Source organism: Serratia sp. 2C06, assembly GCF_050037615.1.
Taxonomy (GTDB): Bacteria; Pseudomonadota; Gammaproteobacteria; order Enterobacterales; family Enterobacteriaceae; genus Serratia; species Serratia ureilytica.
On the sequence record NZ_CP188299.1, the window covers coordinates 487,913 to 510,126 of the forward strand.

At 59.3% G+C, this 22,214-nt stretch carries 27 protein-coding genes; 14 read left to right on the forward strand and 13 right to left on the reverse strand.

What is annotated here, in order from left to right; translation table 11 throughout:
* Window positions 1-178: 178 nt before the first annotated feature.
* The 13 genes from ACP3TA_RS02705 (at window position 179) to ACP3TA_RS02765 (ending at window position 9,236) form a co-directional block, all read left to right on the forward strand.
* Window positions 179-1,156 (forward strand): calcium/sodium antiporter, encoded by a 978-nt coding sequence (locus tag ACP3TA_RS02705; protein WP_033644493.1) that lies wholly within the window; start codon window positions 179-181, stop codon window positions 1,154-1,156.
* 16 nt (window positions 1,157-1,172) lie between these two features.
* Window positions 1,173-2,159, forward strand: a complete 987-nt coding sequence (kdsD, locus tag ACP3TA_RS02710) for an arabinose-5-phosphate isomerase KdsD (RefSeq protein WP_033644492.1) — start codon at window positions 1,173-1,175, stop codon at window positions 2,157-2,159.
* A gap of 17 nt (window positions 2,160-2,176) precedes the next feature.
* A complete protein-coding gene (kdsC, locus tag ACP3TA_RS02715) occupies window positions 2,177-2,731 on the forward strand; it encodes a 3-deoxy-manno-octulosonate-8-phosphatase KdsC (protein ID WP_004937049.1) in 555 nt (184 codons plus the stop codon).
* Window positions 2,728-3,306 (forward strand): LPS export ABC transporter periplasmic protein LptC, encoded by a 579-nt coding sequence (gene lptC / locus ACP3TA_RS02720; protein WP_033644491.1) that lies wholly within the window; start codon window positions 2,728-2,730, stop codon window positions 3,304-3,306. The genes kdsC and lptC overlap by 4 nt, the downstream gene beginning before the upstream one ends.
* Window positions 3,275-3,814, forward strand: coding sequence for a lipopolysaccharide ABC transporter substrate-binding protein LptA (lptA, locus tag ACP3TA_RS02725; RefSeq protein ID WP_025160121.1), 540 nt, complete (start codon window positions 3,275-3,277; stop codon window positions 3,812-3,814). Before lptC ends, lptA begins: the two co-directional genes overlap by 32 nt.
* 6 nt (window positions 3,815-3,820) lie before the next feature.
* Window positions 3,821-4,546: an LPS export ABC transporter ATP-binding protein gene (gene lptB, locus ACP3TA_RS02730; RefSeq protein ID WP_004937040.1), complete on the forward strand. Its 726-nt coding sequence runs from the start codon at window positions 3,821-3,823 to the stop codon at window positions 4,544-4,546.
* Window positions 4,547-4,598: 52 nt separating this feature from the next.
* A complete protein-coding gene (gene rpoN / locus ACP3TA_RS02735; RefSeq protein WP_206196076.1) occupies window positions 4,599-6,032 on the forward strand; it encodes an RNA polymerase factor sigma-54 in 1,434 nt (477 codons plus the stop codon).
* A 23-nt stretch (window positions 6,033-6,055) separates the two neighbouring features.
* Window positions 6,056-6,343 carry a ribosome hibernation promoting factor gene (gene hpf / locus ACP3TA_RS02740; protein ID WP_004937038.1) on the forward strand — a complete coding sequence of 96 codons (288 nt, stop codon included), beginning with the start codon at window positions 6,056-6,058 and terminating at the stop codon, window positions 6,341-6,343.
* A gap of 155 nt (window positions 6,344-6,498) precedes the next feature.
* On the forward strand, window positions 6,499-6,960 hold the full coding sequence (gene ptsN / locus ACP3TA_RS02745; RefSeq protein ID WP_016930212.1) for a PTS IIA-like nitrogen regulatory protein PtsN: 462 nt from the start codon (window positions 6,499-6,501) through the stop codon (window positions 6,958-6,960).
* Window positions 6,961-7,087: 127 nt separating this feature from the next.
* On the forward strand, window positions 7,088-7,942 hold the full coding sequence (gene rapZ / locus ACP3TA_RS02750; protein ID WP_015379177.1) for an RNase adapter RapZ: 855 nt from the start codon (window positions 7,088-7,090) through the stop codon (window positions 7,940-7,942).
* The gene (gene npr / locus ACP3TA_RS02755; protein ID WP_004937034.1) at window positions 7,939-8,211 is read left to right on the forward strand and encodes a PTS phosphocarrier protein NPr; all 273 of its coding nucleotides are present in this window, start codon (window positions 7,939-7,941) and stop codon (window positions 8,209-8,211) included. The genes rapZ and npr overlap by 4 nt, the downstream gene beginning before the upstream one ends.
* Window positions 8,212-8,505: 294 nt before the next feature.
* Window positions 8,506-8,817: a type II toxin-antitoxin system HigB family toxin gene (locus ACP3TA_RS02760; RefSeq protein WP_004937033.1), complete on the forward strand. Its 312-nt coding sequence runs from the start codon at window positions 8,506-8,508 to the stop codon at window positions 8,815-8,817.
* Entirely contained in the window at window positions 8,814-9,236 is a 423-nt protein-coding gene (locus tag ACP3TA_RS02765) for a helix-turn-helix domain-containing protein (RefSeq protein ID WP_033644489.1), read from the forward strand. Before ACP3TA_RS02760 ends, ACP3TA_RS02765 begins: the two co-directional genes overlap by 4 nt.
* 6 nt (window positions 9,237-9,242) lie before the next feature.
* Here ACP3TA_RS02765 and ACP3TA_RS02770 read toward each other — a convergent pair whose 3' ends face one another.
* From ACP3TA_RS02770 to ACP3TA_RS02815, 10 genes are all read right to left on the reverse strand, one after another.
* Window positions 9,243-11,159, reverse strand: a complete 1,917-nt coding sequence (locus ACP3TA_RS02770; protein ID WP_033644486.1) for a BglG family transcription antiterminator — start codon at window positions 11,157-11,159, stop codon at window positions 9,243-9,245.
* Between the two features lie 51 nt (window positions 11,160-11,210).
* Window positions 11,211-12,425 (reverse strand): lactonase family protein, encoded by a 1,215-nt coding sequence (locus tag ACP3TA_RS02775; protein WP_206196499.1) that lies wholly within the window; start codon window positions 12,423-12,425, stop codon window positions 11,211-11,213.
* 87 nt (window positions 12,426-12,512) lie between these two features.
* Window positions 12,513-13,253: a 2-dehydro-3-deoxy-phosphogluconate aldolase gene (gene dagF, locus ACP3TA_RS02780; RefSeq protein ID WP_206196498.1), complete on the reverse strand. Its 741-nt coding sequence runs from the start codon at window positions 13,251-13,253 to the stop codon at window positions 12,513-12,515.
* On the reverse strand, window positions 13,250-14,368 hold the full coding sequence (locus ACP3TA_RS02785) for a DgaE family pyridoxal phosphate-dependent ammonia lyase (RefSeq protein WP_042785440.1): 1,119 nt from the start codon (window positions 14,366-14,368) through the stop codon (window positions 13,250-13,252). The genes dagF and ACP3TA_RS02785 overlap by 4 nt, the downstream gene beginning before the upstream one ends.
* Window positions 14,352-15,491, reverse strand: a complete 1,140-nt coding sequence (locus ACP3TA_RS02790) for an amidohydrolase/deacetylase family metallohydrolase (protein ID WP_206196497.1) — start codon at window positions 15,489-15,491, stop codon at window positions 14,352-14,354. The genes ACP3TA_RS02785 and ACP3TA_RS02790 overlap by 17 nt, the downstream gene beginning before the upstream one ends.
* Window positions 15,492-15,554: 63 nt before the next feature.
* A complete protein-coding gene (locus tag ACP3TA_RS02795) occupies window positions 15,555-16,205 on the reverse strand; it encodes a DUF4310 family protein (RefSeq protein WP_197790845.1) in 651 nt (216 codons plus the stop codon).
* Between the two features lie 11 nt (window positions 16,206-16,216).
* Window positions 16,217-16,993 (reverse strand): DUF4311 domain-containing protein, encoded by a 777-nt coding sequence (locus ACP3TA_RS02800; RefSeq protein ID WP_004937006.1) that lies wholly within the window; start codon window positions 16,991-16,993, stop codon window positions 16,217-16,219.
* 30 nt (window positions 16,994-17,023) lie between these two features.
* Window positions 17,024-17,320 (reverse strand): DUF4312 family protein, encoded by a 297-nt coding sequence (locus tag ACP3TA_RS02805; protein ID WP_004937003.1) that lies wholly within the window; start codon window positions 17,318-17,320, stop codon window positions 17,024-17,026.
* Window positions 17,320-17,685: a glycine-rich SFCGS family protein gene (locus ACP3TA_RS02810; protein ID WP_004937000.1), complete on the reverse strand. Its 366-nt coding sequence runs from the start codon at window positions 17,683-17,685 to the stop codon at window positions 17,320-17,322. Before ACP3TA_RS02810 ends, ACP3TA_RS02805 begins: the two co-directional genes overlap by 1 nt.
* A 36-nt stretch (window positions 17,686-17,721) precedes the next feature.
* On the reverse strand, window positions 17,722-18,048 hold the full coding sequence (locus ACP3TA_RS02815) for a glycine dehydrogenase (protein WP_089192640.1): 327 nt from the start codon (window positions 18,046-18,048) through the stop codon (window positions 17,722-17,724).
* A gap of 444 nt (window positions 18,049-18,492) precedes the next feature.
* Here ACP3TA_RS02815 and rnk point away from each other — a divergent pair, with 444 nt between their 5' ends.
* Window positions 18,493-18,903: a nucleoside diphosphate kinase regulator gene (gene rnk / locus ACP3TA_RS02820; protein WP_004936993.1), complete on the forward strand. Its 411-nt coding sequence runs from the start codon at window positions 18,493-18,495 to the stop codon at window positions 18,901-18,903.
* Between the two features lie 37 nt (window positions 18,904-18,940).
* Here the strand turns inward: rnk and ACP3TA_RS02825 are convergent, their stop codons facing one another.
* The 3 genes from ACP3TA_RS02825 to ACP3TA_RS02835 are packed head-to-tail and all read right to left on the reverse strand — an operon-like array spanning window position 18,941 to window position 22,054.
* Window positions 18,941-19,729, reverse strand: a complete 789-nt coding sequence (locus ACP3TA_RS02825) for a sulfite exporter TauE/SafE family protein (protein WP_033644477.1) — start codon at window positions 19,727-19,729, stop codon at window positions 18,941-18,943.
* A complete protein-coding gene (locus ACP3TA_RS02830; protein ID WP_206196496.1) occupies window positions 19,722-20,603 on the reverse strand; it encodes a formyltransferase family protein in 882 nt (293 codons plus the stop codon). Before ACP3TA_RS02830 ends, ACP3TA_RS02825 begins: the two co-directional genes overlap by 8 nt.
* Window positions 20,600-22,054: an FAD/NAD(P)-binding protein gene (locus ACP3TA_RS02835; RefSeq protein WP_089195224.1), complete on the reverse strand. Its 1,455-nt coding sequence runs from the start codon at window positions 22,052-22,054 to the stop codon at window positions 20,600-20,602. The genes ACP3TA_RS02830 and ACP3TA_RS02835 overlap by 4 nt, the downstream gene beginning before the upstream one ends.
* Window positions 22,055-22,214 lie beyond the last annotated feature (160 nt).

A 22,214-nucleotide genomic window follows, 5' to 3' on the forward strand; every position in this document is an offset into this window, starting at 1 on the left:
TACTTTTCCGCGCCACCCGGTCAAAATTGGCGCCATAACGAAAAAAAACGAAAGTGTTCAACAATTAGCCGGGAAAAACCGTTGCTGCGCTCAAGCGCACGCACCGGAGGGCAAGCAATACCGCCGCATTGACGGCTTTAACCAACGAACCGGGATAATACCCGACAAAGGACCCTGCATGTTTCTCGCAATAGCATTATTAATCGTTGGTTTATTTCTACTGGTGTATGGTGCAGACCGCTTAGTTTATGGTGCTGCCGTGATTTCCCGTTCGCTTGGCGTGCCGCCGTTGATCATCGGCATGACCATCGTCGGCATCGGCACTTCACTGCCGGAGCTGATCGTGTCCACCACCGCCGCGCTGAACGGGCAGATAGATATGGCCGTTGGCAACGTATTAGGTTCCAACATCACCAACATTTTATTGATCCTGGGCGTCGCAGCGCTGATTCACCCGCTGGCTGCACGATCGGAAATACTGCGGCGCGAACTGCCGCTGATGTTAGCGGTCACAGTATTGTGCGGTTTCGTGTTGATGGACGGCACCCTGAGCAGGCTGGACGGCGTGCTGCTGCTGACCGCCGCCGCCGGTTTCATCCTGCTGATGCTGAAAATCGCCCGGCTGGCGCAGCGCGAGGGCAGCGACAGCCTGACCATGGAGCAGATCGCTGAACTGCCGCAGGACAGCAGCAATACCGTAGCGGTGCTGTGGCTGGTGCTGGCGTTTATCATTCTGCCGCTCTCTTCCAGAATGGTGGTCGATAACGCGACGGTGATCGCGCACTATTTCGGCCTGAGCGAACTGGTGGTCGGCTTGACCATTATCGCCATCGGCACCAGCCTGCCAGAGCTGGCCACGTCCATCGCCGGAGCATTAAAGGGCGAAGATGATATGGCGATTGGCAATATCATCGGCTCCAATATTTTCAACACGGTGATCGTGCTGGGCGTCCCCGCCCTGCTGTCGCCGGGCAGCGTGGACGCCGCCGCCTTCCAGCGCGATTACTGGGTGATGCTGGCGGCCAGCGTGCTGCTGAGCGTGCTGTGCATCGGCCGCAAACACCGCATCGGCCACCTGGCCGGCGCGCTGTTATTATGCGGCTTTATTGCGTATCTTGCGGTGCTGTTCTTTAACCCTTTCAGTACTTTCGGCTAAACCGACGGGAATGAGTATGTCGAACATTGAGTTGCAACCGGGCTTCGATTTTCAACAGGCCGGCAAAGAAGTGCTTCAGATAGAGCGTGACGGGCTGGCTCAGCTCGACAGCTACATCAACGCAGACTTCACCCGCGCCTGCGAAACGATCGCCGCCTGCGGCGGCAAAGTGGTGGTGATGGGCATGGGCAAATCCGGCCATATCGGCTGCAAGATCGCCGCGACCTTCGCCAGCACCGGCACCCCCTCATTCTTCGTTCACCCGGCGGAAGCCAGCCATGGCGATTTGGGCATGGTCACTCCGCAGGATATCGTGCTCGCCATCTCCAACTCCGGTGAGTCCAGCGAGATCCTGGCGCTGATCCCGGTGTTGAAACGGCAGCGGATCACCCTCATCTGCATGACCAACAATCCGGAAAGTTCGATGGGCAAGGCGGCGGACATCCACCTGTGCATCAAGGTGCCGCAGGAGGCCTGCCCTCTGGGGCTGGCGCCGACCACCAGCACCACCGCCACGCTGGTGATGGGCGATGCGTTGGCCGTCGCGCTGCTGAAGGCGCGCGGTTTCACGCCGGAAGATTTCGCGCTGTCGCATCCGGGCGGCGCACTCGGCCGCAAGCTGCTGCTGCGAGTTAGCGATATCATGCACAGCGGCGACGAAATGCCCCACGTCAGCGCCGACGCCTCATTGCGCGACGCGCTGCTGGAAATCACCCGCAAAAATCTGGGTTTGACGGTGATCTGCGACGATCTGATGAAAATCGCCGGCATCTTTACCGATGGCGACCTGCGCCGGGTGTTCGATATGGGCATCAACCTGCACGAAGCCAAGATCGCCGATGTCATGACGCCGGGCGGCGTGCGGGTGCGGCCCAACCTCCTGGCGGTCGATGCGCTGAATCTGATGCAGCAACGCCACATCACCGCGCTGCTGGTTGCCGATGGCGACCAGTTGCTGGGTGTGGTACATATGCATGACATGCTGCGCGCCGGCGTCGTTTAATTAAGGAATAGAACGGAATGGGTATGGTAGAAACCTGCTACGGGCCGGTAGAACAAGAGGTTATGGCGCGTGCCGGGAACATCCGCCTGTTGATTTGCGATGTTGACGGCGTACTGTCAGACGGCCTGATCTTCATGGGCAACAACGGTGAAGAATTGAAGGCGTTCAACGTGCGCGACGGTTACGGCATCCGCTGTCTGAAAACCTCCGACATCGAGGTGGCGATCATTACCGGTCGCTCCGCCAGGCTGCTGGAAGACCGCGCGCAAACGCTCGGCATCACCCATCTGTATCAGGGGCAATCCGATAAGCTTTTGGCCTTCCGCGAACTGTTGGATAAACTGTCGTTAACGGCGGATCAGGTCGCCTATATCGGCGATGACCTGATCGACTGGCCGGTGATGGCGCAGGTGGGCCTGGCGGTCGCGGTCGCAGACGCTCATCCGCTGCTGACGCCGCGAGCCCACTACGTCACCCGCATTGCCGGCGGCCGCGGCGCGGTGCGCGAACTGTGCGACATCATTCTTTTGGCTCAAAATAAGCTGGAGGACGCCAAAGGGCTGTCGATATGAGTAAAACCAAACTTTGGATCACCATCCTGTTGACGGTGATCGTTCTGGCGCTGATCGGCTGGAACATGACGGACTTCAGCGACGATACGGCTCCTGGCCCGGCTAACGATCAGGATCCGACCTACCAGAGCCAGCACACGGTCACCGTGGTGTACAATCCGGCCGGTAAACTGAATTATAAGCTGGTGGCGGAAGACGCGAAGTATTACACCGCCGGCGAGCTGAGCTGGTTCACCCAGCCGGTGATGACGCTGTTCGACGAGAATGCGGTGGCCACCTGGTCAGTTCGCGCCGATCGCGCCAAACTGACGAAAGACCGGATGCTGTATCTGTATGGCCACGTCGAGGTAAACAGCCTGACCACCACCTCGCAGCTGGAAAAAATTAAGACGGACAACGCTCAGGTAAACCTGGTCACCCAGGACGTCACCTCCGATGACGAAGTCACGCTTTACGGGACCAATTTTACCTCTAACGGCATGAAAATGCGTGGGAACCTGCGGACCAAAACCGCTGAGCTGATTGATAAGGTTAAGACCAACTATGAAATCCAGAACCAAAAACCAACTCCGTAATCTGTTGATCGGCAGCTTAGTTTTGGCCGCCAGCGCCCCTGCTCTGGCGCTGAAATCCGACTCCAGCCAGCCGGTCAGCATCGACTCGCTCAAGCAGTCGTTGGATATGCAAAGCAACGTCAGCACCTTTACTGACAACGTGGTGATCAAACAGGGCACCATCGATATCCGCGCTGACAAGGTGGTGGTCACCCGTCCGGGCGGAGATCAGAATAAGACCTATATTGAAGCGTTCGGCAACCCGGTAACCTTCTACCAGATGCAGGACAGCGGCAAGCCGGTCAAAGGCCACGCGCAGAAAGTGCGTTACGACGTGGCGACCCAGCTGGTGACCCTGACGGGCAACGCCTATCTGGAGCAGCTCGACAGCAACGTGAAAGGCGATCGCATCACCTATCTGGTGCAACAGCAGCAAATGCAGGCGTTTAGCGACAAAGGCAAACGCGTGACAACGGTTCTGGTACCGTCGCAGTTGCAAGACAAAAACGGGCAAAAAAAGAGTAACTAATCACTTATGGCAACACTCATCGCAGAAAATCTGGCGAAAGCCTACAAGGGCCGTAAAGTTGTCGAAGACGTCAGCCTGAAAGTGAAATCCGGCGAGATCGTCGGCCTGCTCGGCCCGAACGGCGCCGGTAAAACCACCACTTTCTACATGGTGGTCGGCATCGTGCCGCGCGACGCCGGGCGCATCGTGATCGACGAGGAAGACATCAGCCTGTTGCCGCTGCACGCCCGTGCGCGCCGCGGCATCGGTTACCTGCCGCAGGAAGCGTCGATCTTCCGCCGCCTGAGCGTGTACGACAACCTGATGGCGGTGTTGGAGATCCGTCCCGATCTCACCAGCGAACAGCGCGAAGACCGCGCCAAAGAGCTGATGGAAGAGTTCCATATCTCCCATCTGCGCGACAGCCTCGGCCAGGCGCTGTCCGGCGGTGAACGCCGCCGCGTCGAAATCGCCCGCGCGCTGGCGGCCAACCCGAAATTCATTCTGCTGGACGAACCCTTCGCCGGGGTGGATCCGATTTCCGTTATCGACATCAAAAAAATCATCGAGCACCTGCGTGACAGCGGCCTGGGCGTGCTGATCACCGACCACAACGTGCGCGAGACGCTGGACGTGTGTGAACGCGCCTACATCGTCAGCCAGGGCAAACTGATTGCCCACGGCACGCCGGATGCTATTCTGGCCGACGAGCAGGTTAAACGCGTTTATCTGGGCGAAGAGTTCCGCCTCTAAGCGCCGGCGCGTCCTGCGGGACGACACCGTTAACGGAAGTAGACAGAAAACTATGAAGCAAGGTTTGCAACTCAGGCTCAGCCAACAGCTGGCCATGACACCTCAGCTCCAGCAGGCGATCCGCCTGCTGCAGTTGTCCACGCTTGAGCTTCAGCAAGAGATCCAGCTGGCGCTGGAGAGCAATCCGCTGCTTGAACAGACCGATCTGCACGACGAAATCGACGCCAAAGAAACCCAGGAGACCGAGGGGCTCGATACCCGCGAGGCCTTGGAGCAGAAAGACATGCCGGAAGAGCTGCCGCTGGACGCCACCTGGGATGAAATCTATACCGCGGGCACGCCGTCCGGCACCGGCACCGACTACAGCGACGACGAGCTGCCGGTCTATCAGGGCGAGACCACCCAAACGCTGCAGGATTATCTGATGTGGCAGGTGGATCTGACGCCGTTTTCCGATACCGACGCCGCCATCGCCACTTCCATCGTCGACGCGGTGGATGACACCGGCTATCTCACCGTCCCGCTGGAAGACATTCTGGAAAGCCTGGGCGACGAGAACGTGACCCTCGATGAAGTCGAGGCGGTGCTGAAGCGCGTGCAGCGTTTCGATCCGATCGGCGTCGCCGCGCGCGATCTGCGCGATTGCCTGCTGGTGCAGCTCTCCCAATACGCCAAAGACACCCCTTATCTGGCCGAAGCGCGGCTGATCATCAGCGACCATCTGGATCTGTTGGCCAACCACGACTTTCGCAGCCTGATGCGATCAACCCGGCTAAAAGAAGATACACTGAAAGAAGCGATGCTGCTGATTCAGTCGCTCGATCCGCGCCCGGGGCAGTCGATCAATACCGGCGAATCGGAATACGTGATCCCGGACGTGCTGGTGCGCAAGACGCAGAATAAGTGGACGGTCGAGCTCAACGGCGACAGCGTGCCGCGTTTGAAGATCAATCAGCAGTACGCCGCGCTGGGCAACAGCGCCCGCAGCGAAGCCGACGGCCAGTTCATCCGCAGCAACCTGCAGGAAGCCAAGTGGCTGATTAAAAGCCTGGAGAGCCGTAACGAGACGCTGTTGAAGGTCACTCGCTGCATCGTCAGCCAGCAGCAGGCGTTCTTCGAGCAAGGTGAAGAGTTTATGAAACCCATGGTGCTGGCGGATATCGCCCAGGCCGTGGAGATGCATGAATCGACGATCTCGCGCGTCACCACGCAGAAGTTTCTGCACAGCCCGCGCGGCATTTTCGAATTGAAATATTTCTTCTCCAGCCACGTGAATACCGACAGCGGCGGCGAAGCCTCCTCGACGGCGATCCGCGCGTTGGTGAAGAAATTGATTGCGGCGGAAAACCCCGCCAAACCACTCAGCGACAGCAAGCTGGCCACCCTGCTCTCCGATCAGGGGATCATCGTGGCCCGGCGCACCGTCGCCAAGTACCGAGAGTCTTTGTCCATCCCGCCGTCGAACCAGCGTAAACAGTTGGTTTGACCTCTATTGAGAAGGAAGACACTATGCAGCTCAACATTACCGGACACCACATCGAAATCACCGATCCGTTGCGCGAGTTCGTGAACAACAAGTTCGCCAAACTCGAACAGTATTTTGATCGCATCAATCAGGTGTATGTTGTATTAAGTGTGGAAAAAGTGCAGCAAATTGCGGAAGCAACGGTGCACGTGAATGGAGGCGAGTTGCACGCCACCTCGGAAGACGAGAATATGTATGCCGCAATTGATACGCTGATCGACAAATTGGCACGTCAATTGAACAAACATAAAGACAAATTGAAGCAACACTGACACCCTGACCCATTCCGTGAGGCGGCATCCGTCGCCGCCTCTCCCTTCGGCGCGTGACCCGCATGGGTGACGCGCCGAACGGTAATCAGGGTCAAAACCGACGAAAAACCGCCTTGCCGGGTTCGCCCGGCGGCGCGGTTTTAAGTGAAGATGAGATGAACAACGAATATATGCAATTAAGCTCGGTGTTAAACATCGAGTGCACCAAAAGCTCGGTACACTGCACCAGCAAGAAGCGGGCTTTGGAAATTATCAGCGAACTGGCCGCCAAACAGCTCAATCTGCCTTCGCAGGTGGTGTTTGACGCGGTTCTCACCCGGGAGCGCATGGGCAGCACCGGTATCGGCAACGGTATCGCCATTCCCCACGGCAAACTGGAAGAGGACACACTGCGGGCCGTTGGCGTGTTTATCCGTCTCGACCAACCCATCGCTTTCGACGCTATCGACAATCAGCCGGTCGATCTGCTGTTTGCGCTGCTGGTGCCTGCCGATCAGTGCAAAACCCATTTGCATACGCTGTCGCTGGTCGCCAAACGCCTGGCAGACAAAACCGTATGCCGCCGCCTGCGCGCCGCGCAGAGCGACGAAGAACTTTACCAAATCATCACCGAGTGATGCCCGGCCGGCGTGACTTCCAGCCCGGATAACGATACTGTTTTACGATGATGGATCCGGCTACGGCCGGAATAACAAAGTTTAACGGTGGCGATGAACGCCGCCGCGATGCCAGGGGAGTTGCAACATGGTGCTGATGATTGTCAGCGGCCGTTCCGGTTCCGGAAAATCCGTCGCCTTGCGGGCGCTGGAAGACATGGGTTTTTACTGCGTTGACAACCTGCCGGTGGTTCTGCTGCCGCAGCTCGCCAATACGCTGGCGGAACGCAATATCTCCGCGGCGGTCAGCATCGACGTGCGCAACATGCCGGAATCGCCGGAAGTGTTCGAATACGCGATGACTCAGCTGCCGGACAGCTTCTCGCCGCAGCTGCTGTTCCTCGACGCCGATCGCAACACGCTGATCCGCCGTTACAGCGACACCCGCCGCCTGCACCCGCTCTCCAGCAAAAACCTGTCGCTGGAAAGCGCGATCGACGAAGAGAGCGATCTGCTCGAACCGCTGCGCTCGCGGGCTGACCTGATTATCGACACCTCGGAAATGTCGGTGCACGAACTGGCCGAAATGCTGCGCACCCGCCTGCTCGGCAAGCGCGAGCGCGAACTGACGATGGTGTTCGAATCCTTCGGCTTCAAGCACGGTATTCCTATCGACGCCGACTACGTGTTCGACGTGCGCTTCCTGCCTAACCCGCACTGGGATCCGAAGCTGCGGCCGATGACCGGTCTGGACAAGCCGGTAGCGTCGTTCCTCGATCGCCATACCGAAGTGCATAACTTCATTTACCAGACCCGCAGCTATCTGGAACAGTGGCTGCCGATGCTGGAAACCAACAATCGCAGCTACCTGACGGTCGCCATCGGCTGTACCGGCGGCAAACACCGTTCGGTGTACGTGGCGGAACAGCTGGCCGATTACTTCCGCTCGCGCGGCAAGAACGTGCAATCGCGCCACCGCACGCTGGAAAAGCGCAAGCAATGACGGTCAAACAGACGGTTGAAATCAAAAACAAGCTGGGCATGCACGCGCGCCCGGCGATGAAACTGTTCGAACTGGTGCAAAGCTTCGACGCCGAAGTGATGCTGCGCAACGAAAGCGGCACCGAAGCCGAAGCCAGCAGCGTCATCGCGCTGCTGATGCTGGACTCCGCCCAGGGTCGGCACATCGAAGTCGAAGCGACCGGCCCCGATGAAGTCAACGCGCTGGCGGCGGTGGTCGAGCTGTTCAACTCCGGGTTTGATGAAGATTAGTCGCTGAGACTCTTCCCATGCGTCGCCTCGGCGCATGTGTTGCCTCCGCCCCTCCCATAGTGTAGCCCTCCCGTTTCTCATTTTGCGAATCCGCTTCCAGAATCAGCCGTAACCGCCTGTAAATTCACGTCATGGATTTACCCCCACCACGGTAATCGCAATAGTGTGTAACGCAAAAACAGACAACAGGCGGATGTTTCCCCACGCTTTGCTTGCGGGACAACAGAAAGTTTACAATTTGTGAACTTCACCGGCAGTCGCTATAATGTTCACCGGGTAGGAATCGAAGGAACGATGCATATCATTTCCAGGGAACCGTTCAATAACGCAACGAAGCAATATCCCAATGAAGCCACTGCTCTCGAGGCCATTTATAAAGCGTTGCGACGGGGCGAGTTCCGCACGCCGGACGAGTTAAAAGCGCTTTTTCCTTCGCTCGATCGTATGAAGTACAAAGAGAAATGGTGGGTCATTGACGTCGGCGGCAACCACCTGCGGATCTTGTTCTTTGCCAGCTTCGAGACACAGAAAGTCTTCATAAAGCATATCGTTAGCCACGCCGAATACGACAAGCTGATGCAGCACTATCGAAGGAGTTCGTCATGATTACAGATGCCATTAAGGCGGCCGATGCGCTACTGCGCGCCGTACCCTTATTGCAGGGCAGCCACGCTCAGCAAGACTACCGAGAAGCGCTCGAATTGGTGGAATATCTGCTGGAAAACGATGAACGCCATCCGCTGATTGACATGTTGGCAAAAAAAATCGCCGAATATGAAGACAACAGCGCCGAATTTACCGCATTCAACCAGCGTATCGCCCAACTCCCGCAGGGGGTGGCCGCGCTTCGCGTATTGATGGAACAGCACCAACTCAGCCAAAGTGATTTTGAACATGAGATCGGCAAAAAGTCGTTGGTCAACCAAATCCTGAACGGCAAAAGATCGCTGACCATTCCGCACATTATGGCGCTGGCCAAACGCTTCAATCTGCCCCCAGCCCTGTTCCTGCCGGAAGCGGATTAATCCCCCTCAACTCCGGCTCAGGCAGTCCAGCGCCACCGCCTTAAAACTGTCGAAGCTGTCGCTGCCCAGCAGGCGGCTCATTGAGCGTTCACGCACGAAGGTGACGAACAGCTCATAGATCGCCATCGCCTCTTCATAGTCGCTCTTGCTGATCGCCAGCAGGAAAATCACGTGCGCGACCTCGCCCTCGCCCCAGGCGACGCCCTGCGGCGCCAGCAGCGTCACCACCACGGTCTTTTTCGCCAGCAGCCCCAGCGAGTGCGGCAGCGCGATGCCTTCGCCCAGCAGCGTGGAGACGATCGCCTCGCGTTCGACCACCGACGGATAAAAGTCCGCGCCGACGTACCCTTCCCGCTCCAGCTGGCCGCACACCCGGCTGAACAGTTCCGCCTGCGTCAGCGGCTCGTTGAGCACCATGAAATGCTCGGCGTCGAAGAACTTCTCCAGCATGTACGGTCGGGTGCGATCCACCAGCACCAGTTTGCCCAGTTGCTCCAGCTGATAATCGGTCGGGAACGGCGACATCACCACTACCGGCTTGTTCTTTTCGCCGATGCGGGCGTTGGAAATCACGAAGTCTTCGTCGATGTGCGCGAGCATCTCATAATCGCGCAGCGAGACGATGCGCGTCATCACCAGCTGCGGATACTTGCGCGCAATCTGCGCCTGGATCATCCGCACCGTCGAGTTGCCGGTGTCGCACACCAGCATCACCTGCGGGTGGCGTTCATAACCGATGTTGTAATGTCGCTCCAGCCCCACGCCGATGTGCAGCACCAGATAACCGATTTCGTTCTCGCTCAGCGTATAAGGCGTGTACTTGCCCCAGCTGGAGACCGCCGCCAGCGTCACGTCGTAAGCCATCGGATAGTGCTGCTTGATGTTGGCCAACAGCGGATTGGGGATGTTGATCTGGTATTTCACCCGCGTAATCATGGTCTTGATATGGGTAAGCAGATCGGCCCGCAGCTGCTCGTCGCCCTGCAGGTTGTAGTTATAGTGTGCGTTGATGTAGGACAGGATGTAGTCCACCAGCGCTTCTTCATCGTCGGCGTTGATTTCGGTCGGCTGCACGTCTTGCACGCGGCGCGCGGCGATATTGACCCGCAGATAGGCCTCTTCGGCCATCGAGATCTCTTTGCCGGAGGCCGCACGCAGCTCCGCCGCCAGGCGGGTCGACACCTGGCGCACCGCCTCGTCGCCGTCCTCCACCTCGAAGTCCGACAGCGGATAGCCATCGTTGATGCGCCGCAGCGCCACCGCGCAGTAGAAAATCAGGTACTGCTCGCCCTCGTCGGTCAGGCGAATGGCGTATTGCGACAGCAGCGGGTGCAGCAAGCCGGCGAACGCCGCCACCTGCGGCTGCAGCAGGATCTCGTTGTTGAGCAGCGGGTTCTCGGCGTCGGCCAGCTGCAGCTGGAACAGCAGGTCGGTCAGGCAGGCGCGGATCGCCATCTCCGCGCCGAACAGCTTCATGCCGTAACGCGGCTTGGTTTCGATCGTCAATTGATAGTGCGCCAGACGCTCTCTCACCTCAGCCATGTCGTTTTGCAGCGTGCCGCGGCTGACAAACCACTCGTCAGCCAGATCTTCCAGTTTGAGGGAGAAGGCTGAGGTCAAAAAACGCACCAGCAGATAATGCACCCGCTCCTGCGCGCTGCGCGGGGTGGCGTGTTTGCGGCGCTCCTGATGCTGCAGGGCGCTGAACAGCGCGGCGTTATCGACCTGCAAACGATAGCCGGCCCCGCGGCTATGCACGAAGCGCGCGCCGTATTTGTCCAGGATCTCGTTCAGCGCGGTGATATCCGCCCGCACCGTGCGGGTAGACACGGCGAAACGCTTCGCCAGCTCATCCTGCGGCAAAGTCTCGGTTTGCAAAGCATCGAACAAGTAAGCCAAACGCGGGTAAGGAAATCGCACCATTCTGTGTCCGTCAATCAGGCGGCCCGCCCGGTGAACCGGGCGGGCCACGGGTTACTTCGGCGGCGGCAGGAACGCCATTTGCGAGGGGCTGCCGATCGGCAGATAGCCGCCCACAAAGCTGAGTTTGCCGTCCGTCGGGTTGACGCTGAAGCGGGTGACGTTATCGCTGCGCTGGTTCAACGCATACAGATAGCGGCCATCCGGGCTCAGCGCCAGCGAACGCGGATAATCGCCGCGCGTCCAGGTATCCGCTACCGGTTTCAACTCACCGCCAGCGCCCACGCTGAACTGGGCAATGCTGTTATGCAGCCGGTTGGCGACGTACAGCGTGTCGCCGTTCTTGCTGAGCGCCAACCCCGAAGCGAAGCTGGTGCCCTGATAGTCGGCGGGCAGCGCGGAAACCGCATGCAGTTGTTTCAGAGTACCTTTTTGGCGATCAAAACGGTAGCTGGTCAACGTCGAGGCCTCTTCGTTCACCAGCAGCACGGTTTCGCCGTCCGGATGGAACACAAAGTGACGCGGCCCCGCGCCGGCGGAAGAGGCGGCGATCCACGGCGGATCGTTCGGCGTCAGCCGGCCGCTCGCGGCGTCAAAACGCCATTGGTAGATGCGATCCAACCCCAGATCGGTGGAAAACACGAACTTGCCGCTCGGATCGCTGGCGATCATATGGGCATGCGGGCCGTTGTGATCGCTGACGGCGAAGCTGCCGTTCACCGCCGCCGCCGGTTTGGCCGCGCCCGCCGGGCCCTGTTGCTGCTGCACCGAGCTGGCGGCGCCCAGACTGCCGTCCGCTTCAATCGGGAAGACCGCCACGCTGCCGCTGACGTAGTTCGCCACCAGCAGATGCCGCCCGTCCGGCGTCGAGGTGAGATACACCGGCCCCGCCCCCTGCGAATCCACCTGGTTGAGCTGAGTCAGTGCGCCATCGGCCGGATTGATCCGGTAGGCGGTGATGCCGCCGTGCTTGCCGCCGTTGAAATCGGCCACTTCGCTGGCGACATACAGCGTCTTGCCATCAGCGCCCAGCGTCAGCTGCGCCGGATTCGGCACGTTGCTGACCAGCGTAACCTGGCTCAACGCGCCGCTGGCCGGATCGACCCGCACTCGGTAAACGCCTTCGCCGTTGGGATTGTAGGTGCCGATATAGGCAAAATGAGATGACGTGGAGTTCATTGCATCCTCAGCATGCAGCGCCGGGCCGGTCACGGCCAGCAGCGCTATAAACAACGCGGTGCGTCGGGTTGGAGCCTGCCAGTTTCGCATAGTAGTCCTCAATATAGGTAACGGCGCGGCATGCCGCGCCACGGGAAAACCTTCGCCTCCCAGCGTTTACCTCATCCCATTGTGCGTTCAGCCCACCAGCTTTTTGGTCATCGCCAGCAGGGCTTTCACGTCCTGCGGACGCGTATCGCCGCTGGCGGCGTCGATGATCGAGCTGTAGATATGCGGGATCACGCGTTTCACGCCGGCCGCCAGCGCGATCTCGACGATCGGCTCAAAGTTCTCCAGATCGATACCGCCGGTCGGCTCCAGCATGAAGTCATGCTCGGCGCAAGCCTTGGCTACGTACTGGTACTCGTCCTTGCACTTCAGGCCGCCCATCGGGAAATACTTGATGGAGCTGCCGCCCATGTCTTTCAGCAGGGCGATGGCAGTTTCCACCGGCACGATGCCGTCAGGCGCCGCGGCGCTTAATGGGCCGGTAGAGATCTTCACCCAACCGACGCGGCCGGTCGGCGACACCAGGCCGTTGACCACGCTGTCGTTCTGGCCCAGCAGCGCGCGGCTGGCGCCGACGCCGGTGAACACCTGGTTAACGTGCTGCGGCTGCACCTGCTGAGCGATCAGGCTGACCATCGCCGACTGCTTCGGATCGCCGGCGCCCAGGCCGACCGAGAGCGCGTTTTCAATCAGGCGCGCATAGCGCAGCATGTCGGTCAGCGCGCTGTCGACGTCCGGGTAGTTCTTGGAGAGCACGCCCACCAGCACATGGCCTTCCGCCGCGGCGTAGATGTCCTGCGCGTTGGCTTTGGAGCCGGCCAGCACGTTCAGGCAGACGCGGTCGCGATAGTAGTTAGGCTGCAGCTTCATGCTTGTTTCTCCGTAAACAGGTTTTTGATACAGGTAAAGACGGTCATCAGTTGCCGCTCGTCGACGCTGCGCACGTCGACCTCAATCTTGCCTTCGTTGGCCTTGTAGCCGCGGAAGTAGATGGCGATATCGCCGGTTTTCAACGCCTGGACGATGTCATAGGTCGACCGCCCCAGCACCGCCTCATCAAAGGCGATCTCGGCGCGGGCGATATCGCGGCCGGCGCTGTCCCAGACGGTCCTGGCGCTGACGCCGGTCAGGGTGTTGAGGCTGTCGAGGAACGGCGTCATCCGCTCCACCATCTGTTGCCCGGTGGTTTTCTCAAGCGTCAGATAGCTTTCAATCGCCTGGGTCAGGCCGAGGATGCCCTCTTTGCCGACCTTCATCGCCCGGCCGATGCCGCCGGATTGCAACTTCACCCACTCGACGTACTGTTTCTTGCCGATAACGAGACCGCTGGTCGGCCCTTCGATGGCTTTGGCGCCGCTGTAGATCACCAGATCGGCCCCCATCTGGTAGTAACACATCAGATCTTCTTCCGCCGCGGCGTCGACGATCAGCGGCAGGTTATGTTTGCGCGCCACCACCGCCGCCTGTTCGACGGACAGAATGCTTTTCTGCACGCAGTGATGCGATTTGACGTACAGGATCGCCGCAGTCTGCGGCGTGATGCAGGCTTCAATCTGCTCCGGCGAACATTCGTTGGCGTACCCCGCCTCCACCACCTTGCCGCCGCCCAGCGCCACCATGGTGTCCACCGGCGCGCCGAAGTTGACGTTGTGACCGCGCGGCAGCACGATCTCGCGCGGCACGGCGATCGGCGCCGAATGCAGGTTCACCAGCAGATTGGCGTTATCTTTGACGATCACCGCCGCCACCGACTGGGCGATGCCCGCCGAGGCGCAGGAAACGATCACCGCATCCTCCACGTTGAGCAGATCGGCGATGTAGGCGCCGGTCTTGTTGACCAGATCCTTGATTTCGAAATAGTGGTTCAGGCCGTAATCAACGGCGTCGATCACGTCCTGGCGCGGCGTGGAAACGCCGAGAATGGTCATACGGCCGGAGGTGTTGATCACCTGCTTCAAACCGTATTTTTCATAAATCGAAGACATGGCTTGCCTCCCCTTGTTCGGTTAATAGGATTTCCCCGGCCACCACCGCGGCCAGCGGCACCAGCAGCCGTTCGCCCTCGGCGGTTTGCCCTTCGGCGTCGGCGAAGACCTGTGGTTCGCGGCGCAGCTCAAACAGCGTGAAATCGGCGTCATAGCCCGGCTCCAGCTGCCCTTTGCCGCTCAGCTGCAGCGCCGACGCGGCGTTCTCCGTCACGCAGGCGATCACCTGCGGCAGCGTCAGGCCGACGCTGAAGAATTTGGACATCACCCTCGCCAGGCTGTGCACCGGCCCGTTCATGCGGTTGCGGCAGTAAATATCGGAGCTGATGGTGTGCGGCAAAATGCCCAGTTTGATCGCCTGGCGCGCCACCTCGAAGCTGAAGCTGGCGGTGCCGTGCCCTACGTCGAGCAATACGCCGCGCCGCAGCGCGCGCTGGATAGACTCGCGCAGCGTGCCCGCCGGCGTCAGAATGCGGTTCGGTTTGCCGTTGTAGCAGTGGGTGATGATGTCGCCACGGGTCAACAAATCGGCAATCTCGTCCAGATCCGGCGGGTTATTACCGATATGCACCATCAGCGGCAGCTGGCGGTTTTCCTGCTGGATCTCTTTGGCCAACACCAGCGGCCGGGTGCCGTTCTTGCCCACCACGCTGCTGCTCATGCGCGCCTTGATGCCGATGATAAAGCCGGGGTGGTTGGCGATGGCCTGGCCGGCCTCGCGCTTGTCGATGTCCGTCAACTCCGCCAGCTCGTTCTGCCGCAACAGGCCGATGCGCGAGATGTTGAGGAAGGCGAAAACGTTGGTTTTGGCGCTGCGCGTCAGTTGATAAAAAGCGTCGATATCGTCGGCGCCGGTGCTGCCGGCATCGACCACGCTGGTGACGCCGCTAGCGACGCCGACCCGATCCGGCTCGTCATGGTAAATCGGCGATTCGGGATAGCAGTGCACGTGCGCATCGATCCAACCGGCACTCAGGCGGCAGTTGCCCGCCAGATCCAGTTGGCGAACGGCGTTGACGTCCGCCGCCAACCGCCCCACCGAGGCTATTTTGCCGTCTTTCACCGCCAGATCGATCAGCGTATCGTCCGCCAGTCTGGCGCCTCTGATTACTAAGTCATACATACCGCATTGCTCCTGTTAGCCCGGGCGCCGCCGCAGCCTCGGGCGGCGCCTGGCGCAGGCCTCTTAAGAAATGGCTACCGGGAAGATCGCCCCCAGGATCATCGCGCCGAGGATCGCTCCGCCGGTGATCGGTTTACCCCAGATATAGAACAGCAGCGCGCCGAGCAGCGAACCGATGCCGATCGGGATCGAGGCGGTCATTGCCGACAGGATGATCAACGGCCCGAGGAAGCGGCCCGAGGAGTTGCCCGCGCCCATCATCACGTCCGCCCCGTAGGTGGAGTTGCTCTGATTGATGGTGAATTTGCGCGCCAGGATGATCACGTAACCGATCGCCAGACCGATGATCAGGCCGGTGACCAGCGAAGCGGCAAAGTTGGCAACCGGGAACACGATGCCGGCCCCCAAAAGCAGCGCCGGTACGCCCAGCCCGACGCCGGTCTGGATCGCGCCGCCGATATCCAGGATGCCCACCAGCGAGCCTTCGATGATGCGCGCGAACAGGAAGCTGGCGCCGAACGCCGCCACCGCGCCATACACGCCGGTATCCATCCCCGCCCGCAGCATGGAAACGAACGCCACTTCGTTAAAGGCGCCGATGCCGTACAGGTAGTACATGTGCGTCCCGGCGAACACGCCGGAGGACAGCAGGCCAACAAAAATCGGGAATGACCAGTCGGCGTACCAGAAGCCTTTTTGGGTTTGCTCTTCCATCATCCCGCTCCTTATTTACCGCTCAGGGTGTTGTGAATGGCGTCCAGCCAGCCCGGCACGCCGAGGCTGAAGGACTCGAGAACTTTCATGTCGAAGCCGCGGAAGAAGCCGCTCAGCACGAACAGCAGCACGATCACCGCCATCATGATCTTGGTGATTTTGTTCCAGCCGCTCTCTTCCACGCCTTTGCCGATCAGAATGCCCAGCACCAGGCCCGGTACGGCGTTGCCCATGATCAGCTGCGCCAGGCCGCCGAAAATGGTGCCCCAGAAGCCGGAACGGCGCCCGGCGTCGATCGCCGCCAGCCAGAAGATCACCGGCATCACGGTGTTCACCAGCAGGTTGGCCGCCGGCACCAGCACCTTGATCGCGGTGACCTGCAGCGCGGCAGGCACGGCGGAAGCGGTGGTATTGAGGAAAGCCACCACCAGCATGCCGATGATGCCGCAGGCGATGGCCATTTTTTTCGGATCGTGCAGCGTTTGCGCCAGATTGCGGTTCTTGACCATCAGGGCCGCCGCGCCCCAGTGCGGGATGATGCGGTGATCGACGTCCTGCGTGAAGGAGCCCGCCGCCACGGAAGACGCCCAGGCGTTGAAGAAGAAGCCCAGACCGAATGAGAAGTGGGAAGCCGGATCGCCCTCGCAGGAGTTCAGCTCGCCCAGGGTGCGAAACGCCCCCATGCCCTGTGTTGTCGGCGCGTGGAACATGCGTGCGGCGCCGGCCCCTACGCCGACCCCCACCAGCCCACCGATAATAATCGATTTAAATAAGATGATTAAAAACATCAGTATACCCTTTCATTTATGCTAACGTTTTTATTTCGTGACGAAGACAACCTTCTCGGTATTGATAATGGTTACGTTCACGGTTATTTCCAGAGAAACGGCATAGCTCTTTCTTTCACGCGGCAAAAAGAAGAAAAGAAATTTCTCTTTTGTTATTTTCTCTTCCGCTTTCACCACGCTGACGTCCTGCGGCTCGATGCGCAGCAGAATATTGTTGGTGGACTTTAATACCGCGCCCTGCACATTAGCCAAGGCGGAAGCAAAAGCTTTCGCTTTGCTGTCGCCTTTACCCTCCACCTTTACCGATGTGGTATATTGCTCTTTCATTATGGGTTGCCATGTTTTTTGACGTAGGCTTCCACCAGTTTCTGGCCCAGCTCTTCTTTATCCATAAAGCCGAACCCCAGCACGTTGCAGCCTTCGTTAATTGCCGTCACGCCCTCTTCCACCGAACGCATGCCGTATTTGGCTTTGTAGCCGTATTTGGTTTGCGCGGTAATCGCGCCGGCACCGCCGCTGCCGCAAAAAGAGATGCCCAGCTGCGCGTTTTCCGCTTTCATGACGTCGCCCAGCTTCATATCCGCCGCCACGCCGGGGATAACCACCGCTTTTCCGCCTGCGTTTTCAACGCCCTGGCCGACTTTTTGCCCTTTGCCCAAACGATCGCCGATCACTACGGTAATTTGACCCATGGTATATTCTCCTGATTGAAATCGATGCGTTAACCGCTATGCGTTATTATCTTTCGCCACTTCGAAGTGCACTGAAAGCAAATAGGCTTCTTCGATAGGCAATGTGCCAAACTGATCCACCACGCGCTCCGCCATTTGCATGGACTCGGCGGAAATTTCGTCGAACAGTGATTTATCCACCTCCGGCAACGGCTCACCGGTTATTGAGCGCAGCACCATGGCGCGAATATGCGATTCCAGCATCTGTTGCTGCACCGCATTGGTATAAATATTCTCAGCATTCAGCATCGCGGTAATATCCGCCAGCACCCGAGCGGTGATCTCACCGGCTTCGCTGATATCGGATTGTTCAATTTCTTTTATCGAAGCAGATCCATCATTCACTTTTCAGTACCCCTAGATCCCACATTAATCAGTAAGCCGTAAAGCGCATCACCTGAATAACCCGCTTTCTGTGATGTCTTTACCCTACCCCCGGTAAGATTTTCTGTGGAGACCGGTTTTTTCCAGTTCGAAGTGGAAATCGAATGACGCGCGGAGATCCATTTCGCAAAACGGCGTTAAGGCGAAAAAGTAAATGAGATAACAATTACATAACCCGGCTAACGGTTTTTTTTGCCTCGATTGACGATAAAAGCCTTCGTGATCGGGATCTCTTTCTTTTCTCGCCCCAACCGCCTACTATCAATGGGACAAATCGACATTACCCACACCCCCGCTCCTCTGGCGCGGGGGTGTTGCTTTGTGTTGTTTTTCCGAATTTATGGGTGCACAGACTGGCGCCCTTTGATTTGACTGGAGAGTGGAATGACCAAACCCATCATTACTATTAATGAGCTGGATGCGGAACGCCTGGATGCGCTATTGGAACAACCGGCCTTTGCCAACACCGACGTCGCCGCCGCGCTGAACGACGAGTTGGATCGCGCGGAAATCCTGCCGCCGGAGAAAATGCCGGCCAACGTGGTGACCATGAACAGCCGCGTGCGTTTTCGCGATCTGCACACCGATGAAGAGCACGTGCGCACGCTGGTTTACCCGGCCTCGCTGAAAGACAGCCACGATCAGCTGTCGGTGATGGCGCCGCTGGGCGCAGCGCTGCTCGGCATGCACGTCGGCAAGCAGATCTCCTGGCAATTGCCGAACGGTGAAGAAGCGCGGATTGAAGTGCTGGAATTGCTGTACCAGCCGGAAGCGGCGGGCGAATACCACCGTTAAGCGGTTCTCAGGGCGGCATCCGGCCGCCCTTTCTGTTTCAGAGGCAGATAGCGATCAGCACGGCGATCAGCAGCAGCACATAGATTTTGGCATGCAGCGCATCGCTCACCTTCGGCAAACAGCGCCTGGCAAACACGATCCCCGCAATCCCCGCCACCACCAGCAGCCCCAGAATGTTCAGATTGACGTAGCCCAGATACTGCGGCCCGCTCATCTCGCGCCACCCCAACACGATATACATCAGCGCCCCGATCACCGCCACCGGGATCGACAGCGGGTTGGCGGCGCTGACGCAATACTTCATGTCATAGCCATGGCGGCGCAGCAGCGGCACGGTCATCACGCTGCCGCCCACCCCCAGCAGTGTGGCGATGCCGCCGATCAGCGGCCCGCCGCCCCACAGCGTGGCAGGGGAAAGTTCAGCGCGCGCCGGTTTGGTCAGGAACCCCCGGCGGAACAGACAGTCGGCGATGGTCACCGCCATATAGGCCACGAACAACACGCGGATCACGCCGTCCGCCAGCAGCGAGGAGGCAAACGCGCCCAGCGCCGCGCCGATGCCGATGAAAAAGATCAGCGGCACGATGGTTTCCCGCAGCAGGTTGCCGCTGCGCCAGTTGGTCAGCGTGGCGTACCCTGCGTTGAGGATCATCACCGCCGTCGAGGTCGCCACCGCAATATGCATCGCCTGGCCGGGCTGCTCGCCTGAGGCGGAGATCAAATGGTAAACGAAAGGCACCACCACAAAGCCGCCGCCGAAGCCGAACAGAATGGTGGTGATGCCGGTCAGAAAACCGGCACCCAGAACGATTAACATTTCAATCATGGCCGTGCGCCCGCACGAAGTCGTCGAACCCGGCGCAGAACTGCCCCGCCAGCGGGTGGAAACGATCGCCGACAAACAGCCCCAGATACTGCTCGCGCACGGCGTCGTGATCCACCAGCTCAATGCCCGCCTGTTCCGCCTGCGCCAGCGTCTGCGCATCCGGGAAGCCCCAATAGCGCGAATCGCCCTGCTTTTCCGCCGCTATCGCTTCGCTCCGTTCCGCCCGCATCAGCTGGCGCGCCAGGAAGGTGCCGCTCTGCACGCCCAGCAACATCATGTTTTCCAGGAACGACAGGTCGTGGCGCAGCTCGGCGGGCAGGCGGGCGAGCACCGGGCCGGCATCCCAATGTTCGTCCATTTCATGCAGCGTCACCGCACAGTCCTTGTCACCGTTCATCATCGCGCGGAACAGCGTCATCACCCCGCGATAGCGCGGCAAGTCACCCGGATGCAGGTTCCACAGCAGCTTGCCGCGCCGGCTGAAGGCGCGCACATAGTCGGCGGAAAATTTCTGATAACAGCGCAAAGAAATCACCCCGTCCATATGACCCAGGCTGCTGATAAACGCGGCGTCATTGATGTCGAGAACGCGATGCGCTTTGACCCCGGCGGCGGCCAGGAACAGGGCCGGCGGCAGATAGGCGCCCTCACAGGCGGCGGCGTTGCGGCCAACGAACGGGAACACGAAATCGTTCAGCACCTCGCGCTCATACAGCCCCAGGCGGCGAACCGCCGGCTCCTGGGCGCGGCCGCCGCTTTTCGCCAGGGGGAAATACACCGTAAAAGCACACTCGCCTTTCAGGGCGGCGATCAGATCCTGACACACCAGCCAGGAGAAAATGTCGTTGCCGACAAAGAGCGCTACGTTTTTCATGCTTCAGCCTTCTTTGCGTTGAAAATAGGGTTGTTAAACACGATTTTGCTGATATCTCGCGTGATGGATTCCATCGCCGAGGTGTAAAAAAGGTCGCCCTTGGCGGGCGCGCCGAGCGAGTAGAGATGCTGCTCGCGGCCGCGGCGATCGGCGATTTTCAGCGTGTGCGGGTTGCACTTCACGCCGCCGAACAGGTTCTCCTGCACCACCCCGTCTTGCAGCAGTTGATGGCTCAGGCGGTTGGGCGGCAGTTGATAAGAAGGCGTGGTGCAGTTGAACAGATACTGCGCATGCACCCGCGTCTCATGGCAACGAAGGATAAATCCGTCCGCCCCCTTGCTGATATCCGCCAGGCCACCGCAGGCGCGCAGGCGTTGGCTCTCCAACGCCGCCACGATCTTGTAGGCGTTCTTGATCGGCATGGCGTGCCGATTGCGCATCCAGGAGGAGTTGTAAAAGCGCATGAAGATCTGCCGGTTGTTGGCATCCATTTTGACCCAGGCGGCGCACACCGTCGGATGGATCGCCGCCAGGTAGCTGCAGATGTGCTCCCGGGCAAAGCGCGCCCGGTCGAGGCTGTCCGCCAGATCGCGGTAGCAATCGCGCCTTTCCCCCAGCGCCGAGAGCACCGTCAATCGTTCCGGCCCCGGATAGTGACGCGCCAGCGCGGCGTTGACCGCATGCACCAGCTGATGCGCATCAATAAAATCGTTACCGGCGACAAAGCGCCGCAGCCCCTCAACAAACGCCTCCGGCGGCGGACGCATCAACGCCGGTTGCACGCTGGGGAACAGGCCCGAACGCGACAGGGCGCAGATATCGGTGGCCCCCAGGCGCTCCATCAGTTCAACGATGGCGTCGATCGCCGTCAGGCTGCAGCCGATCACGCCGATGGTTGAGTAAGGGTTGATCGGCGGCAGATCCCGGTGGGCCTGATAAGCGATCACCCCGTCCACCGGATAGAGACATTCCGGCGGGTTATGCCCCGAACACAACACCAGCGCGTTCATCTGTTCGGCGGCGCCGCAGGCGGTGGTCAGCCGATAGCCGGCCTCGTGCGGCGCAATGGCATTCACTTCGGCGGTCACGAAATTCAGCGCCACGTTGCTGTCCGCCGCCATATACATCGTCATGTCGCGAATAAAATCGAGATATTCCCGATACAGCCAACGCGGCGGATAACGATCCTGGCAAAACTGCGGGAAATGCATGGCGATCCAATCAACGAAGTGCGCGTCGTCGAAAATATCCGCCGACATATTTTCTGGCGTCATATTTAATATATGGCTGTCAAAATCGCTGCTGTATGCCATACCGCCCTTGAAGCCCTGCTTGTCGAACACCGTCAGGGAAAGCGGCCTTTTGCAATGATTAACCGACTTATTTTTTATAAAGTTATACGCAAAAGAGATGCCGGCGGCTCCGCCGCCAATCACACCGAACTTATACATGAAATATCACCTTATAGTCATTGAACTGCGCTAAGAACTATTGCTTCAGGTGTTGGAATAAAATGACGATTTATTCCTTATTAACTTCTTGTATTGCGAGAACGAAAACCTTCTTCTCACCCCGGTGTGAAAACTTGCGCGGGCTTTATGGCCGATAAAA

Coding starts and splice junctions, on each gene's coding strand:
- ACP3TA_RS02705 (WP_033644493.1), top strand. CDS start 179: ATGTTTCTCGCAATAGCATTATTAATCGTTGGTTTATTTCTACTGGTG.
- kdsD (WP_033644492.1), top strand. CDS start 1,173: ATGTCGAACATTGAGTTGCAACCGGGCTTCGATTTTCAACAGGCCGGC.
- kdsC (WP_004937049.1), top strand. CDS start 2,177: ATGGGTATGGTAGAAACCTGCTACGGGCCGGTAGAACAAGAGGTTATG.
- lptC (WP_033644491.1), top strand. CDS start 2,728: ATGAGTAAAACCAAACTTTGGATCACCATCCTGTTGACGGTGATCGTT.
- lptA (WP_025160121.1), top strand. CDS start 3,275: ATGAAATCCAGAACCAAAAACCAACTCCGTAATCTGTTGATCGGCAGC.
- lptB (WP_004937040.1), top strand. CDS start 3,821: ATGGCAACACTCATCGCAGAAAATCTGGCGAAAGCCTACAAGGGCCGT.
- rpoN (WP_206196076.1), top strand. CDS start 4,599: ATGAAGCAAGGTTTGCAACTCAGGCTCAGCCAACAGCTGGCCATGACA.
- hpf (WP_004937038.1), top strand. CDS start 6,056: ATGCAGCTCAACATTACCGGACACCACATCGAAATCACCGATCCGTTG.
- ptsN (WP_016930212.1), top strand. CDS start 6,499: ATGAACAACGAATATATGCAATTAAGCTCGGTGTTAAACATCGAGTGC.
- rapZ (WP_015379177.1), top strand. CDS start 7,088: ATGGTGCTGATGATTGTCAGCGGCCGTTCCGGTTCCGGAAAATCCGTC.
- npr (WP_004937034.1), top strand. CDS start 7,939: ATGACGGTCAAACAGACGGTTGAAATCAAAAACAAGCTGGGCATGCAC.
- ACP3TA_RS02760 (WP_004937033.1), top strand. CDS start 8,506: ATGCATATCATTTCCAGGGAACCGTTCAATAACGCAACGAAGCAATAT.
- ACP3TA_RS02765 (WP_033644489.1), top strand. CDS start 8,814: ATGATTACAGATGCCATTAAGGCGGCCGATGCGCTACTGCGCGCCGTA.
- ACP3TA_RS02770 (WP_033644486.1), bottom strand. CDS start 11,159: ATGGTGCGATTTCCTTACCCGCGTTTGGCTTACTTGTTCGATGCTTTG.
- ACP3TA_RS02775 (WP_206196499.1), bottom strand. CDS start 12,425: ATGCGAAACTGGCAGGCTCCAACCCGACGCACCGCGTTGTTTATAGCG.
- dagF (WP_206196498.1), bottom strand. CDS start 13,253: ATGAAGCTGCAGCCTAACTACTATCGCGACCGCGTCTGCCTGAACGTG.
- ACP3TA_RS02785 (WP_042785440.1), bottom strand. CDS start 14,368: ATGTCTTCGATTTATGAAAAATACGGTTTGAAGCAGGTGATCAACACC.
- ACP3TA_RS02790 (WP_206196497.1), bottom strand. CDS start 15,491: ATGTATGACTTAGTAATCAGAGGCGCCAGACTGGCGGACGATACGCTG.
- ACP3TA_RS02795 (WP_197790845.1), bottom strand. CDS start 16,205: ATGGAAGAGCAAACCCAAAAAGGCTTCTGGTACGCCGACTGGTCATTC.
- ACP3TA_RS02800 (WP_004937006.1), bottom strand. CDS start 16,993: ATGTTTTTAATCATCTTATTTAAATCGATTATTATCGGTGGGCTGGTG.
- ACP3TA_RS02805 (WP_004937003.1), bottom strand. CDS start 17,320: ATGAAAGAGCAATATACCACATCGGTAAAGGTGGAGGGTAAAGGCGAC.
- ACP3TA_RS02810 (WP_004937000.1), bottom strand. CDS start 17,685: ATGGGTCAAATTACCGTAGTGATCGGCGATCGTTTGGGCAAAGGGCAA.
- rnk (WP_004936993.1), top strand. CDS start 18,493: ATGACCAAACCCATCATTACTATTAATGAGCTGGATGCGGAACGCCTG.
- ACP3TA_RS02825 (WP_033644477.1), bottom strand. CDS start 19,729: ATGATTGAAATGTTAATCGTTCTGGGTGCCGGTTTTCTGACCGGCATC.
- ACP3TA_RS02830 (WP_206196496.1), bottom strand. CDS start 20,603: ATGAAAAACGTAGCGCTCTTTGTCGGCAACGACATTTTCTCCTGGCTG.
- ACP3TA_RS02835 (WP_089195224.1), bottom strand. CDS start 22,054: ATGTATAAGTTCGGTGTGATTGGCGGCGGAGCCGCCGGCATCTCTTTT.